This is a genomic window from Roseobacter litoralis Och 149 (assembly GCF_000154785.2).
In the GTDB taxonomy this organism is placed as follows: Bacteria; Pseudomonadota; Alphaproteobacteria; order Rhodobacterales; family Rhodobacteraceae; genus Roseobacter; species Roseobacter litoralis.
In genome coordinates, this window is sequence record NC_015730.1 from 4,222,994 (window position 1) to 4,237,109 (window position 14,116).

12 protein-coding genes are annotated in these 14,116 nt (G+C 57.4%); 7 read left to right on the forward strand and 5 right to left on the reverse strand.

Translation table 11 applies throughout. The features are described 5' to 3' along the window. Positions 1-2,637 carry a DNA mismatch repair protein MutS gene (gene mutS, locus RLO149_RS20270; protein WP_013963953.1) on the reverse strand — a complete coding sequence of 879 codons (2,637 nt, stop codon included), beginning with the start codon at positions 2,635-2,637 and terminating at the stop codon, positions 1-3. Between the two features lie 135 nt (positions 2,638-2,772). On the opposite strand from mutS, the gene RLO149_RS20275 reads away from it, so the two are divergent. Both RLO149_RS20275 and RLO149_RS20280 read left to right on the forward strand, forming a co-directional pair. Next, positions 2,773-5,028: an NADP-dependent malic enzyme gene (locus RLO149_RS20275; RefSeq protein ID WP_013963954.1), complete on the forward strand. Its 2,256-nt coding sequence runs from the start codon at positions 2,773-2,775 to the stop codon at positions 5,026-5,028. Continuing rightward, the gene (locus RLO149_RS20280) at positions 5,028-5,900 is read left to right on the forward strand and encodes a ribokinase (protein WP_013963955.1); all 873 of its coding nucleotides are present in this window, start codon (positions 5,028-5,030) and stop codon (positions 5,898-5,900) included. The genes RLO149_RS20275 and RLO149_RS20280 overlap by 1 nt, the downstream gene beginning before the upstream one ends. On the opposite strand, the gene msrA is transcribed toward RLO149_RS20280, so the two are convergent. After that, a complete protein-coding gene (gene msrA / locus RLO149_RS20285; RefSeq protein WP_013963956.1) occupies positions 5,897-6,559 on the reverse strand; it encodes a peptide-methionine (S)-S-oxide reductase MsrA in 663 nt (220 codons plus the stop codon). The genes RLO149_RS20280 and msrA overlap by 4 nt on opposite strands. 192 nt (positions 6,560-6,751) lie before the next feature. Here msrA and RLO149_RS20290 point away from each other — a divergent pair, with 192 nt between their 5' ends. Continuing rightward, positions 6,752-7,450, forward strand: coding sequence for a sulfotransferase-like domain-containing protein (locus tag RLO149_RS20290; protein ID WP_013963957.1), 699 nt, complete (start codon positions 6,752-6,754; stop codon positions 7,448-7,450). Between the two features lie 2 nt (positions 7,451-7,452). Here the strand turns inward: RLO149_RS20290 and RLO149_RS20295 are convergent, their stop codons facing one another. Then, entirely contained in the window at positions 7,453-8,673 is a 1,221-nt protein-coding gene (locus tag RLO149_RS20295) for an argininosuccinate synthase (RefSeq protein ID WP_013963958.1), read from the reverse strand. Between the two features lie 128 nt (positions 8,674-8,801). On the opposite strand from RLO149_RS20295, the gene ilvA reads away from it, so the two are divergent. Together ilvA and RLO149_RS20305 are read left to right on the forward strand one after the other, a co-directional pair. Then, on the forward strand, positions 8,802-10,034 hold the full coding sequence (ilvA, locus tag RLO149_RS20300) for a threonine ammonia-lyase IlvA (protein ID WP_013963959.1): 1,233 nt from the start codon (positions 8,802-8,804) through the stop codon (positions 10,032-10,034). An 8-nt stretch (positions 10,035-10,042) separates the two neighbouring features. Beyond that, positions 10,043-10,837, forward strand: a complete 795-nt coding sequence (locus RLO149_RS20305; RefSeq protein ID WP_013963960.1) for an SDR family NAD(P)-dependent oxidoreductase — start codon at positions 10,043-10,045, stop codon at positions 10,835-10,837. On the opposite strand, the gene RLO149_RS20310 is transcribed toward RLO149_RS20305, so the two are convergent. Continuing rightward, positions 10,834-11,166: an Hpt domain-containing protein gene (locus RLO149_RS20310; RefSeq protein WP_013963961.1), complete on the reverse strand. Its 333-nt coding sequence runs from the start codon at positions 11,164-11,166 to the stop codon at positions 10,834-10,836. The two genes, RLO149_RS20305 and RLO149_RS20310, sit on opposite strands and share 4 nt — an antisense overlap. Positions 11,167-11,310: 144 nt before the next feature. On the opposite strand from RLO149_RS20310, the gene RLO149_RS20315 reads away from it, so the two are divergent. Continuing rightward, the gene (locus tag RLO149_RS20315) at positions 11,311-12,600 is read left to right on the forward strand and encodes a PP2C family protein-serine/threonine phosphatase (protein WP_013963962.1); all 1,290 of its coding nucleotides are present in this window, start codon (positions 11,311-11,313) and stop codon (positions 12,598-12,600) included. On the opposite strand, the gene RLO149_RS20320 is transcribed toward RLO149_RS20315, so the two are convergent. Continuing rightward, positions 12,576-13,025 carry an NUDIX domain-containing protein gene (locus RLO149_RS20320; RefSeq protein ID WP_013963963.1) on the reverse strand — a complete coding sequence of 150 codons (450 nt, stop codon included), beginning with the start codon at positions 13,023-13,025 and terminating at the stop codon, positions 12,576-12,578. The two genes, RLO149_RS20315 and RLO149_RS20320, sit on opposite strands and share 25 nt — an antisense overlap. Before the next feature lie 81 nt (positions 13,026-13,106). Here RLO149_RS20320 and hslO point away from each other — a divergent pair, with 81 nt between their 5' ends. Then, a complete protein-coding gene (gene hslO / locus RLO149_RS20325) occupies positions 13,107-14,096 on the forward strand; it encodes an Hsp33 family molecular chaperone HslO (protein ID WP_013963964.1) in 990 nt (329 codons plus the stop codon). Positions 14,097-14,116: the final 20 nt, after the last annotated feature.

The following is a 14,116-nucleotide window of genomic DNA, read 5'->3' on the forward strand; positions in this document are numbered from 1 at the left end:
TCAGGGTTTGGCCGCCTCTTTCAATTGGTACAGCAGTTCAAGCGCTTGTTTGGGTGTTAGTTCATCCGGGTGAATCTCAGCCAGTTGCGCGTCAACGGCCGAAGCTTTCGCCGGAGGTGGTGCAGGGGCGGGGGCTACGGAAAACAGCGGCAGATCGTCGATCAGCGTCTTATGTGTCGCGCCACCCTCGCGCTCGCCTTTTTCAAGGATCTCAAGCACGGCGCGTGCGCGCGTGATGACCGCAGGCGGCAGACCTGCCAGCTGCGCCACCTGCACACCGTAAGATCGATCCGCTGCGCCCATTTTGACCTCATGCAGGAAAATGACATCCCCCTCCCACTCTTTTACGGTCACGGTTGCATTTTCAACGCCGGTCAGCTTGCCCGCCAGCGCGGTCATTTCATGGTAATGCGTGGCGAACAGCGCGCGGCTTTTATTCACATCATGCAGGTGCTCAAGCGTGGCCCAGGCGATGGACAGCCCGTCATATGTCGCCGTCCCGCGCCCGATTTCATCGAGGATCACCAGCGCGCGGTCGTCCGCCTGATTTAGAATGGCAGCGGTCTCAACCATTTCGACCATAAATGTCGACCGCCCACGTGCCAGATCATCCGAAGCGCCCACACGGCTGAACAGTTGGCTGACCAGACCGATATGCGCGGATGAAGCCGGAACAAAACTGCCCATTTGTGCCAGCAGCGCGATGATCGCATTTTGCCGCAGATACGTCGACTTACCCGCCATGTTCGGACCGGTCAGCAGGTATATTTGCGCAGTGTCCCCTTCGGCGGAAAGGTCGCAGTCATTGGCGATAAAGGGATCACCGGATTGCTGGCGCAGCGCGTGTTCCACAACAGGGTGACGCCCGTTTTCAATGGCAAAGGCCCGGCTTTTATCGACCTTGGGGCGCACCCATCCGTCTGTCGTGGCAAGGGTCGCGAGAGCCGCAGTTAAATCAAGCTCTGCCAGTGCGGATGCGGTCTGCGCGATCCGGGCGGAACAGGCCAGAATATCCGATTTCAGCGTTTCATAGAGACGCTTTTCGATTTCCAGTGCCCGCCCGCCCGCGTTCAGGATCTTTGTTTCAAGCTCAGACAATTCAACCGTGGTGAATCGCACCTGATTGGCGGTTGTCTGCCGGTGGATGAAAGTTTCCGACATGGGCGGGGACAACATCTTTTCAGCATGTGTGGCTGTCGTTTCGATAAAGTAGCCCAAGACATTGTTGTGCTTGATTTTCAGCGATGTGATGCCGGTCAGCGCGGCAAATTCCTTCTGCATCCTGGCGATCACGCCGCGCCCTTCGTCCCGCAGGCTGCGTGCTTCATCCAGTTCTGCGTCGAACCCCGCAGCGATAAAGCCGCCATCGCGGGCCAGTAAGGGTGGCTCCGCGACCAGCGTGGTGTCGAGCCGATCAATCAGCCGCTCGTGGCCGGACAGATCATTGACCGAACCGGCCAAAAGCATGGGCAGATCATCCGATGACAGGGTGTCAAAGAGGACCGCGGCCTGCGTCAAGCCGTTGCGTATCGCTGCCATGTCGCGAGGTCCACCACGATCCAGTGACAGGCGTGACAGTGCGCGATCAAGGTCGGGCACCTTGCGCAGGTGATCGCGCAGGGTGCTGCACAGATCGTGCCGTTCTTGCGCAAAAGAAACAGCATCATGCCGGTTGGTGATGGTTTCAAGGTCGCGCGACGGGCTGGCAATGCGTGCCGACATCAGACGGCCACCGCCGGCGGTGATCGTCCGGTCAATCACGGCCAATAAGGACCCGGCCCGCCCCCCCGACAGCGCCTGCGTCAGTTCGAGGTTGCGACGGGTGGCGGCGTCAATCTGAACGGTTCGGTTTTCGGTTTCCCTTTGTGGGGGTCGCAGCAGCGGCAGTTTACCCTTTTGCGTGATGTCGAGGTATTGGATGACCCCGCCCATCGCCGCGACCTCAGCGCGCGTGAATGCGCCGTAGGAATCCAGCGTTTCCACTCCAAAGAGATCGCAGATCCGCTGCTCCCCCGAGGTGCTGTCAAAAGACGCGCGGGCAAGGCCCGTCAGTGCAATGCCAAAGTCGTCGGCAATCTCGCGCAGGTCATTCTCCGCGCTTTCCGAACAGATCAGTTCCGACGGCGAGAGGCGCGCAAGCTCCGGGCCAAGTTTCAGCGCAGAGAGGGGCATGACATGAAAAGCACCGGTCGAAATATCAGCCCATGCGAGGGCCTGCGCGTCTCTAACTTGGGCAAAACTGGTCAGATAGTTGTTGCGCCGCGCCTCCAGCAGGGTTTCTTCGGTCAGGGTTCCCGGCGTCACCAGCCGCACAACATCGCGTTTCACCACAGATTTGGAACCGCGTTTTTTCGCCTCTGCCGGGCTTTCCATCTGCTCACAGACAGCAACCCGAAACCCCTTGCGGATGAGTGTCAGCAGATAGCCTTCGGCGGCATGGACAGGCACGCCGCACATGGGGATGTCAGCACCGTCATGTTTGCCACGTTTGGTCAGCGCAATATCCAGCGCATCGGCAGCGGCGACGGCATCCTCAAAGAACATCTCGTAGAAATCACCCATGCGGTAAAACAGCAGCGCATCGGCGTAGTCTGCCTTCAGGTCGAGATATTGCGCCATCATGGGCGTGACGGTCATTGAATAATCCCCCGCGGTTCGCGTGACCTTACAAATCGTCGGCAGGGGGGAAAAGCACAAACGCAGCCTGCTTGAGGCGCTGAGCTGCCTAAGATAAGGATTGATGGCTCAGATCACCAATAAAGGCGAAATTCGATGACAAAGACCCGCGTTACCGCAGAAGAGGCGCTCGCCTTCCATCTGGAGCCGACCCCCGGAAAATTCGAGGTAACGGCCACCGTACCGATGACGACGCAGCGGGATCTGAGCCTTGCCTATTCGCCCGGCGTTGCGGTGCCCTGTGAGGCAATCGCGGCCAACCCCGAGACGGCGTATGATTATACAAACAAGGGTAACCTTGTGGCGGTGATCTCGAACGGGACGGCGGTGTTGGGGCTGGGCAATCTGGGCGCGCTCGCGTCCAAGCCCGTGATGGAAGGCAAGGCGGTTTTGTTCAAACGTTTTGCCGATGTAAACAGCATCGACATAGAGCTTGATACCGAGGACACCGACGCCTTTATCAATGCTGTCAAACTGATGGGGCCGACCTTTGGCGGCATCAACCTTGAAGACATCAAGGCGCCTGAGTGTTTCATCATTGAACAGCGCCTGAAGGAAGAGATGGACATCCCCGTCTTTCACGACGACCAACACGGCACTGCTGTGATCTGTGCCGCAGGTTTGATCAATGCGCTGCATCTGTCGGGCAAGAAGATCGAAGACGTGCGCATTGTCCTGAACGGGGCCGGGGCGGCGGGGATTGCCTGCCTTGAATTGCTCAAGGCGATGGGTGCGCGGCATCAGAACTGCATCATGTGTGACACCAAGGGGGTGATCTATCAGGGCCGTGCCGAGGGCATGAACCAGTGGAAGTCAGGCCACGCGGTCGCCACCGAGGCACGCACGCTTGAAGAAGCGATGAAGGGGGCGGATGTCTTCCTTGGTGTGTCCGTCAAAGGGGCAGTGACAGAGGACATGATTGCCAGCATGGCCGAAGATCCTGTGATCTTTGCCATGGCCAATCCTGATCCCGAAATTACCCCCGAAGAGGCGCATGCCGTGCGCGCGGATGCCATCGTTGCCACGGGCCGCAGTGACTATCCCAATCAGGTCAACAATGTTCTCGGGTTTCCGTATCTCTTTCGCGGCGCGCTCGATATTCATGCCCGCGCGATCAATGACGAGATGAAGATTGCCTGCGCCCACGCCCTTGCAGCGCTGGCGCGCGAGGATGTGCCGGATGAGGTCGCACTGGCCTATGGCAAAAACCTGTCCTTCGGGCGGGATTACATCATTCCGACGCCGTTTGACCCGCGTCTGATCCACCGTGTTCCGCCCGCCGTGGCCAAGGCGGGTATGGACACAGGGGCCGCGCGCCGCCCGATCATCGACATGGAAGCCTATGAGCTATCGCTCAAGACCCGGATGGACCCGACGGCGAGCATCTTGCGCGGCATAAATGCGCGCGCGCGGGCAAATCAGGCCCGGATGATCTTTGCCGAAGGGGATGATGCGCGCGTGTTGCGCGCGGCGGTGATGTATCAACGCTCTGGTTTGGGTAAAGCGCTGGTCGTTGGCCGCAAGGAAGATGTGAAAGAAAAGCTGGAGCAGGCCGGCATGCCCGACGCGGTGCGCGAGATTGAAATCGTTAATGCCGCCAACACGACGCACCTCGATACCTACAAGGATTTTCTCTATAGCAGGCTGAACCGGGGCGGCTTTGACGCGCAGGACATTCACCGGCTTGCGGCGCGGGATCGCCACGTGTTTTCCGCACTGATGCTCGCGCATGGACATGGGGACGGGCTTGTCACCGGGGCGACGCGAAAATCGGCGCATATCATGGACCGGATCAACCACGTCTTTGACGCGGATGTCAAAAGCGGTGCTGCGGGGATCACGGCAATCCTGCACAAGGGGCGGATCGTTTTCATCGCGGACACGCTGGTGCAGGAATGGCCCGATGAGGTCGATCTGGCCAATATCGCCGAACGCGCAGCGACCGTTGCCCGGAACATGGGGCTGGAGCCGCGCGTCGCCTTTGTCAGTTTCTCGACCTTTGGCTATCCGGTATCGGAACGGGCAACCAAAATGGCGGATGCGGCCAAGGTTCTGGACGCGCGCGGTGTGACCTTTGAATACGAAGGCGAGATGACCGTCGATGTTGCGATGAACGCAACGGTGCAGGCGAGCTATCCGTTTTCCAGACTGACGGGCCCTGCGAATATCCTTGTCGTGCCCGCGCGCCATTCTGCCAGCATCTCGGTGAAATTGATGCAGGAAATGGCGGGGGCGACGGTGATTGGGCCGATCCTTGCGGGTGTGGATCGGTCTATTCAGATTTGTTCGACTGGAGCGACGGCAAATGACATCCTGAACATGGCCGTGTTGGCGGCCTGCAAGGTCGGCTGATGGCGATCTATAACCTCGGGTCGATTAACGCCGACAACGTGTATCGCGTACCGCATCTGGTCGGACCGGGTGAAACGCTGGCCGCGACCGGTTTTTCCCAAGGCCTGGGCGGGAAGGGCGCGAATATGTCCGTGGCGGCCGCCCGCGCGGCGGCGCGCGTGTTCCATATCGGCGCGGTTGGTCCCGACGGTGCATGGGCGTCGGAGCGGCTGTTGGAATATGGTGTTGATACGCGCCACATCGCACGGGTGGATGAACCCACGGGCCACGCAAACATTTGCGTCGATGAGGCGGGCGAGAATGACATCGTTGTGTTCGCCGGGGCAAACCGCGCGATTACGGATGCGATGATCGGTGCGGCTTTGGCCGAGGCCTCGCCCGGCGACAGCTTTGTCACCCAAAATGAAACCAGCGGTCAGGCTTACGGCGCAGAGACAGCGCGCAAACTGGGCGTGCGGGTGATCTACGCCGCGGCCCCGTTTGATGCGGCGGCTGTCAATACGGTGATGGAACATCTTGATCTGCTCGTGCTCAACGCAGTTGAAGCGGCGCAACTGAGCGCACAAACAGGCTCTGACATAGGCGATTTGCCGGTTTCTGATGTCATCGTGACCATGGGATCGCGGGGCTGCAAGTGGCTGTCGCGCGGGGCCGAACCTTGCCTGTTTCCGGCGCTGGATGTCACCGCCGTTGATACGACCGGCGCGGGCGATACCTTCACTGGTTATCTGATTGCGGGGCTGGATCGTGGTATGCCGATGGCGCAGGCGATTGATCTTGCCACGCGAGCGGCGGCATTGATGGTGACGCGGGTTGGAACGGCGGATGTCATTCCCGATCTGAAAGAAATTCAGGATATGCGGCTGGGTTAGCCGCCCACGAAGGGGGCAGACGCACCCCAGAGTTCCTTGACGCGGTCGTCGCGCCCGCAGGCTTCGCGATAGGCTTTATAGGCAGACGCCTGTCGTTTGGGGCCAAAGCGGGTGATCACCAATCGCGTGCCTTTGTAGTAATCCTGATGATAGGCCTCGGCGGGATAGAAGGTCGAGGCGTCCAGCACAGGCGTCACGACGGGAACACCTAACGCGGCGGCTGCATTCGCCTTGGCGGTTAACGCAGCGGCGGCTTGCGCGGGCGTTTCTGCGAAAATTGCGGTGCGGTAGCTCTCACCCCGGTCGCAAAACTGCCCGCCTTCATCCGTGGGGTCAACTGATCTAAAGAACATTGCGTAAAGTGTGTCGCGGCTGACCACGTCAGGGTCGAAGGTGATCTGCACAGCCTCGTAATGGCCGGTGCCGCCGCTGGTGACTTCCTTGTAGGTGGGATTTGAAACTGACCCCCCCATGAACCCCGATACGGTTTCTTTCACGCCGGTGACGCGTTCGAAATCGGATTCGACACACCAGAAACACCCGCCTGCGACGGTGATCGTCTCAAGCTCGGCTGCGTGGCTCTGCGTGCCTTGAACGCACAGCCCAAGGGCAATCATACCGGCCAAAGCATAGGTTTTAAGGGATGAAATGTTCAGCATTTTGTGTCTCCTTGCAGCAAGGGTGACGAGATTGCGATCATCGCGCAATGTATATTCATGCTCTTTCACGCGCAGGTGAAAACAGTTTACATCTTGATAGCCTGTACCGGCATTTTTACGGTGCTTTGCAACACTTCCAGAGGATCACATCATGGGTTTTGAAATAAAACACGACGCAAGGTTGGTGTCGTAATGCGTATTGCCATGTGGTCGGGACCCAGAAACCTCTCAACAGCGATGATGTACAGCTTTGGCGCGCGGTCTGATTTCTCGATCATGGACGAGCCGTTTTACGCGCCCTTTCTGGCTGCGACGGGTACTGAACACCCGATGCGGGACGAAATTCTGCGCGCTCATGAAAACGATCCGGAGGCGGTTGCAGCCCTGTGTCTGGCCCCGCAGACCACGCCGCATGTCTATATGAAGCACATGCCACATCATATGTTGGATGGTTTCCCGATGGATTGGGCGCGGGAATGCGTGAATGTGCATCTGATCCGTCATCCCGCACGGGTGATCGCGAGCTATGCCGCGAAATGGGACGAACTGACGCTGGAGATGATCGGCTATCCGCAGCAGTTGGCGCTGTTTCAGCAGGTGGGCGGCGTGGTGATCGACAGTTTTGACATTCGCGCAGACCCAGAACGCAGTCTGACAGCGCTGTGCGCGGCCATCAATCTGCCGTTTGATCCTGCGATGCTGAATTGGCCTGCGGGTGCGCGGCGCGATGATGGTGTCTGGGCCGCGCATTGGTATGGTGCGGTGCACCGCAGCACGGGGTTTGCCGGTCCCGAAGGGGAGATGCCGGTGTTGGCGCCCCACCTTCAGGAACTTTGCGACGCTGCCTTACCCTATTACCAGCAGCTTGCAGCGTTAAAAACCGCCTATTAGTGTCACTTTTTCAGGCGACGGTCCCGCGCTGCCAGCAGTTTGAGGCGCAGGGCGTTCAACTGGATAAAGCCTGCGGCATCGGTCTGGTCATAGGCCCCTGCGTCATCTTCAAAGGTCACATGCGCCTCTGAATAGAGCGAATGATCAGACCAACGTCCGACGGTCCGGGCAAGACCCTTGTACAACTTGAGACGCACGGTGCCGGTGACATGGGTTTGGCTGGCGTCAATTGCGGCTTGCAGCATCGTGCGCTCGGGGCTGAACCAAAAACCGTTGTAGATGAGTTCAGCATAGCGTGGCATCAACTCATCCTTGAGATGCATTGCCCCGCGATCCAGCGTGATCGATTCGATTCCACGATGCGCTTCGAGCAAAAGCGTGCCGCCGGGTGTTTCATAGATACCGCGCGATTTCATCCCGACAAAACGCCCCTCAACAAGGTCAAGACGCCCGCAGCCGTGTTTGCCGCCGATCTCATTCAGCTTGGTCAGGATCGTGGCGGGGGACATCGCCTCACCATTAATGCTGACCGCGTCGCCTTTTTCGAAACCGATCTCGATATACTCGGGCGTGTCTGGCGCATCCTCGGGGTTGACGGTCCGCTGATAGACATAGTCGGGCGCATCCACGGCGGGGTCTTCGAGAACCTTGCCTTCGGAGGAGGTGTGCAGCAGGTTGGCATCGACGGAAAACGGTGCTTCGCCGCGTTTGTCCTTGGCAATCGGAATTTGATTCTTTTCAGCAAAATCAATCAGTTTGGTGCGGCTGGAGAGATCCCATTCACGCCAGGGGGCGATAACCTTGATGTCCGGGTTCAGCGCATAGGCGGCCAGTTCGAACCGCACCTGATCGTTGCCCTTGCCGGTTGCGCCATGGGCGATGGCATCCGCGCCGGTTTCTTCCGCGATTTCGACAAGACGCTTGGAAATCAAGGGGCGCGCGATGGACGTGCCCAGCAGGTACAGCCCCTCGTAAACCGCATTGGCGCGGAACATCGGAAAGACGAAATCGCGCACGAATTCTTCGCGCACGTCTTCGATGTAGATGTCGGATGCGCCCATCATCTCGGCTTTGGCGCGGGCGGGTTCAAGCTCTTCACCCTGTCCCAGATCGGCAGTGAAGGTCACGACTTCGCAGCCGTATTCCGTTTGCAGCCATTTGAGAATGATTGAGGTATCAAGGCCACCTGAATAGGCGAGCACAACTTTTTTTGGCGCGGACATGGAAATCTTCCTTTTCGATTTGCCAAGCGGCCTAACGGGTTTTGAAGTCGTCGGCAAGAATGAAGCCTGCGTTGACCTGAGCAGGGGTGCGGCGTATCGACAATGGATTACCTATCAAAAGGCTCAAGATGACCACTCCGTTCCGCCAAAGTGCCGATGCTGCAACCCTTGCCATGCGCGATGTCTTTCCTGCGACGCCGTTGATGCGCAATGATCTGCTGAGCGCAAAATACGATGCTGACATCTGGCTCAAGCGCGAGGATTTAAGCCCCGTCAGATCGTACAAGCTGCGCGGCGCTTTCAACGCCATGCGCAAAGTGATCCCTGCGCATGATGTTTTTGTCTGTGCCAGCGCGGGCAATCATGCGCAGGGCGTTGCCTTTATGTGCAAACACTTCGGTGTGCACGGCGTGGTTTTCATGCCGGTGACAACGCCTGATCAAAAGGTGATGAAAACGAAAGTTTTCGGCGGCGCCTTCGTCGAAGTTCGGCTGGTGGGTGACTATTTTGACCAGACACTGGCGCAGGCGCAGACGTTTTGCGCACAGGAGAATGCGCATTTTCTGTCCCCTTTTGACGATGAAGACGTGATCGAAGGGCAGGCATCGGTCGCGACGGAAATCCTGGATCAACTGGGCCGTGCCCCCGATCGCATCGTTCTGCCGGTGGGCGGTGGCGGTTTGTCCGCCGGAACACGCAGCTATTTCCAGCAGGATACGCAATACACATTTGTAGAACCGTCAGGCGCCAAGAGCCTTGCCGCCGCGGTGAGCGAGGGCGCACCCGTGGATGTGTCGCCCATCAACAGCTTTGTCGATGGCGCCGCGGTTGCCAAGATCGGCGCGCGTACATTTGCAAGGCTGCATGATGTTGCGCCGGAAGATATTATCGATCTGTCTGAAGATCGCATTTGCGGCACCATCGTCGAAATGCTGAACATCGAAGGCATCGTGTTGGAACCGGCGGGTGCGCTCGCGGTCGAGGCGCTCGCGGAAATTTCCGATGCAATCAAAGGAAAAACAGTTGTTTGTATCGCTTCCGGGGGCAACTTCGATTTCGAACGGTTGCCCGAAGTGAAAGAGCGCGCGCAACGCTATGCCGGGTTGAAAAAGTACTTCATCCTGCGCTTGCCGCAACGACCCGGGGCATTGAAAGATTTTCTTCAAACGCTGGGGGCGCAGGACAATATCACCCGGTTTGAGTATATGAAAAAGTCAGCCCGCAATTTTGGTTCCGTGCTCATTGGGATCGAAACGGATGATCCGCACAACTTCATTGATATGTTCCAGCGGATTGATGACGCGGGATTCACCTATACGGATATCACAAATGACGAGACCCTTGCTCAGTTTGTAATTTGAGGGCTTTCATGGACTATACCGGCAAAACAGTGGTTGTAACCGGTGGCCTCAGCGGCATCGGCGCTGCGCTGGTTCGATTATTTGAGGCGCTGGGCGCACAGGTCTGTGTGTTTGATATCGCCGATGCGCCTGCCTCCGGGGTGAACATCGCGGCGTTTGTCAAATGTGACGTCAGCGTCCAGCAGGATCTGCAAGATGCAACCCAAAGGGTCGAACGTGAGGTCGGGCCGATTGATGTCTTTGTGTCCAACGCCGGTGTCATGAGTGCCGGGTCGTCAATGGGTGATGATGCTGATTGGGCGCGTTGTTTGTCCGTTAACCTCATGGCGCATGTCTATGCTGCGCGTTTTCTCATCCCTTTGATGGCGGCGCGCGGCGGTGGGTATCTGGTCAATATTGCCTCTGCGGCGGGGCTTTTGAATCAGATCGGCGATGCGGCATACTCGGCAAGCAAACATGCTGCGGTTGGCTTTGCGGAATCGATCGCCATCGCACATGCGCATGATAAAATTGACGTATCGCTGGTCTGCCCGCAGTACGTCGCAACGCCTATGATTGGTTTAAAGAATGCAGAGACGGCGGAGGGGCGGTCTTTGCTGACGGCGGACGACGTTGCAAGCTGCGTGCTTCATGCCATGGCTGCGCGCCAGTTCCTCGTGTTGCCACATTCTGAGGTACAAAAATATGCGCTGGCGCGTGCTGAAGACCATGACCGTTGGGTTTCGGGGATGCAAAACCTCCGCGCGCGGTCCATCAAACAGTTTGGCGATGCGCTGCCACAGAGGTTTTACAAACTCGTTTAGCACGCAAATTTTTTGGGTAGGTCGCTTAGAAAAGAGCTTCGGGAGGATTGATAGCTACTATGCAGCTCCGCCACATCAACATGTGCGGTGGGATCCTTGGCCAAGGCCGCTTCGCCATTTTGGCACAAACCAGAGAATTCGCGAAACCCCAGGCTGAGTGCGCTGCCCTTCAGAAAGTGTAGCTTTTCCGACAACCCATCCTGAGGCGACTGCGCCGCGAGGGTCTCAATCTCCTCGTCGACCTCTTGCAAGAAAAGCTCGACAACTTCATCGAAGTCTTCCTCGCCGACTTCTTCTCGCAATGCGGCAACACGGTCCCAATCGATCATCTCGTTATCCTATGCATGATTTCGCGGGTATGACGTTGAATTCCTAAATCTGTGTTTAGAACCTGTCTGTTTTGCGTTCAATTTTACCGTTCACTTCACCTTAAGGGTCCGCAGATATTTCTGGACGGGATTCCAAGAAATGGTATGCAAATGTCCGCTTCGCTTTCCCCTGAACCCTCACAACCACCCCAGACGGAGGTCGTGGAAAAACGGCTTATTCTGGTCGTGGATGACAGTCGGCTTCAGCGGAAAATCCTGTCCAGTTCGTTGGTGCGCTGGGGCTATGACGTGATCGAAGCGGCCTCTGGCGAAGAGGCGTTGGATATCTGTATCGCGAAGCGCCCCGAATTGGTCATCAGTGATTGGGTGATGCCGACGATGGATGGCATTCAGTTTTGCAAAGAATTCAGGGCGTTGACGTCGGATAGCTACGGTTATTTCATCCTGCTGACCTCCAAGAGCGAAAAGAACGACGTCGCTGAAGGATTGGACGCGGGCGCAGATGATTTCCTGACCAAGCCCGTGAACGGTAACGAGTTGCGCGCACGGATCACGGCGGGCGAGCGTATTCTCAAGATGCAACTGGAACTGACGCAAAAGAATCGCGTCATTGGTGACACGCTGAAAGAGCTGCAACGCCTGTATGATTCGCTCGATAATGATTTGATTGAAGCCAACAAACTACAGGAATCGCTGATACCCGAGCGGTTCAAGAGAATCGGCGATAGCCATTTGTCCCTCTTTCTCAGGTCCAGCGGTCACGTCGGCGGCGATCTTGTGGGGCACTATTCCGCTGGTGACGGGCATCTGGGTCTGTATTCACTCGACGTCTCAGGGCATGGTATCAGTTCGGCGCTGATGACGGCGCGCTTGGCGGGGTATCTATCCGGGAGTGCGCCGGATCAAAACATCGCGCTGGAAAAGACCGACGACGGCTCCTACCGATCACGTCCCTTGTTTGAGGCCATCGAAACCCTGAACGAAATGGTTCTCGATGAAATGGAGACGGAGCATTATTTCACGCTGATGCTGGCCGACATCAACCTCAAAACCGGCGAGGTGAGGCTTGGACAAGCCGGGCATCCGCATCCTATTGTACAGCGGAAATCCGGCGACATCGTACAAACAGGCACCGGAGGGTTTCCGGTTGGTCTGATGCCGGACGTGACCTTTGAAGAATTCGAAATGACGCTGGAACCGGGAGACCGTCTGGTAATCTTTTCAGATGGCGTGACGGAGTGTCCGAACACGACAGGTCAGATGCTGGGCGAAGAGGGGCTCGAAACGTACCTGCGCGAGATGCATCATGTGACTGGCCCGGCCTTGTTTGAAACACTGATGTGGAAACTAGGCGAGTTTGCCGGAACCTCGGACTTTCCGGATGACGTGTCAGGTATCATGTTTGAGTTTCAGCTCGATCCCAGCGAAACGTAACGTGACAAAAACAACCTGTCACCATCATTGCCCAGCGCATCTATGGCCTGATCTGCCGGTAGCAACAGTGTTTCGTGATCTTCTTCAATAGGATCGGCAATCTGCAAAACGGGCTTGGCCACATAGATATGGCAGATTTTTTCAGCCCACAGATCATAATCCGGCATATAGGTGAACCGTCGAAAAACACCCATCTTTTGAGGCCGCGAAATGCGCCAGCCGATTTCCTCCATCACCTCGCGGTGCAGGGCCTGCAAAGGGTGTTCGCCGGGATCAATACCCCCGCCCGGCAGCTGAACATCAAGTCTGTCCGCGACTTGTAGCGTCAGCAAAAACCGATCCTTGAGCGGTAATATGGCATAGGTTCCGGGACGCGCAGTATAACGACGGTTTGCTTCTGGCGCATGGCCGACCCTCGGTATCATTCTGGCTTCTCCTCTTTTCATCAGGGTTGAGGCCCTTATATGGACGCGGTATGCCAATCGCCTGGCCATAAGGAAACCCCAATGACACTTGGACATAAGATCGCGTGGGACGACACTGTTCTGCCCTTCCAGCTTGATGCAAGCGATATCCGCGGGCGGGTCGCCCGTCTGGATGGTGCGCTGGACGGTATTCTCAAGCAGCATGATTACCCCGCGCAGGTCGAGGCATTGGTTGCTGAGATGGCGTTGCTGACAGCTTTGATAGGTCAAACGGTCAAACTGCGCTGGAAGCTGCAACTTCAGGTTCAGTCCAAAGGGCCGGTCCGGATGATCTCGACCGACTACTATGGTCCGGAGGAAGCCGGTGGCGCTGCCCGCATCCGCGCATACGCCAGCTACGACGAAACGCGGTTAACCGATGGCACACCCTTTGATCAGATCGGTGAGGGGTATTTCGCGATCATGATCGATCAGGGTCAGGGAATGAAACCTTATCAAGGGATCACGCCTATTGCGGGTGACTCTCTCGCGGCCTGTGCCGAGGCCTATTTCGCGCAATCCGAACAGTTGCCCACGCGCTTTTCGCTCAGCTTCGGACGCTCGACGCAACCGCAGGTGGGTGAACACTGGCGCGGTGGCGGTATCATGCTGCAACACATGCCCAAGGCATCGCCGTTTGTTGCGCAAGGAGACGGCAGTGGGGATGTTCTGCAACCTTCCGACCTTGTGGAGGGGGATGAGAAAGAGAACTGGAACAGGGTGAACATTTTGCTCGATACAGTTGAGGAAATGGAGTTGATCGGGCCGACAGTCGCGCCGAACGACTTGCTTCTGCGACTCTTTCACGAAGAAATACCGCGCGTCTACGACGCGCAGGTGGTGCGGTTTGGCTGCTCGTGTTCTGAGGACCGCGTGCGCCAAAGCCTGTCCATTTATTCTGCACGTGACATTAAAACGATGACTACGGATGAAGGTCGCGTAACCGCTGACTGCCAGTTTTGTGGCGCGCACTATGATCTTGACCCGGAAACCGTTGGGTTTGAGGCCACAGATGACCAGACGGGTGACTGATCTGGCGCGAATCAGGCAAT

Coding starts and splice junctions, on each gene's coding strand:
- ilvA (WP_013963959.1), top strand. CDS start 8,802: ATGACCACTCCGTTCCGCCAAAGTGCCGATGCTGCAACCCTTGCCATG.
- RLO149_RS20275 (WP_013963954.1), top strand. CDS start 2,773: ATGACAAAGACCCGCGTTACCGCAGAAGAGGCGCTCGCCTTCCATCTG.
- msrA (WP_013963956.1), bottom strand. CDS start 6,559: ATGCTGAACATTTCATCCCTTAAAACCTATGCTTTGGCCGGTATGATT.
- RLO149_RS20315 (WP_013963962.1), top strand. CDS start 11,311: ATGCAAATGTCCGCTTCGCTTTCCCCTGAACCCTCACAACCACCCCAG.
- RLO149_RS20295 (WP_013963958.1), bottom strand. CDS start 8,673: ATGTCCGCGCCAAAAAAAGTTGTGCTCGCCTATTCAGGTGGCCTTGAT.
- RLO149_RS20310 (WP_013963961.1), bottom strand. CDS start 11,166: ATGATCGATTGGGACCGTGTTGCCGCATTGCGAGAAGAAGTCGGCGAG.
- mutS (WP_013963953.1), bottom strand. CDS start 2,637: ATGACCGTCACGCCCATGATGGCGCAATATCTCGACCTGAAGGCAGAC.
- RLO149_RS20280 (WP_013963955.1), top strand. CDS start 5,028: ATGGCGATCTATAACCTCGGGTCGATTAACGCCGACAACGTGTATCGC.
- RLO149_RS20305 (WP_013963960.1), top strand. CDS start 10,043: ATGGACTATACCGGCAAAACAGTGGTTGTAACCGGTGGCCTCAGCGGC.
- RLO149_RS20320 (WP_013963963.1), bottom strand. CDS start 13,025: ATGATACCGAGGGTCGGCCATGCGCCAGAAGCAAACCGTCGTTATACT.
- hslO (WP_013963964.1), top strand. CDS start 13,107: ATGACACTTGGACATAAGATCGCGTGGGACGACACTGTTCTGCCCTTC.
- RLO149_RS20290 (WP_013963957.1), top strand. CDS start 6,752: ATGCGTATTGCCATGTGGTCGGGACCCAGAAACCTCTCAACAGCGATG.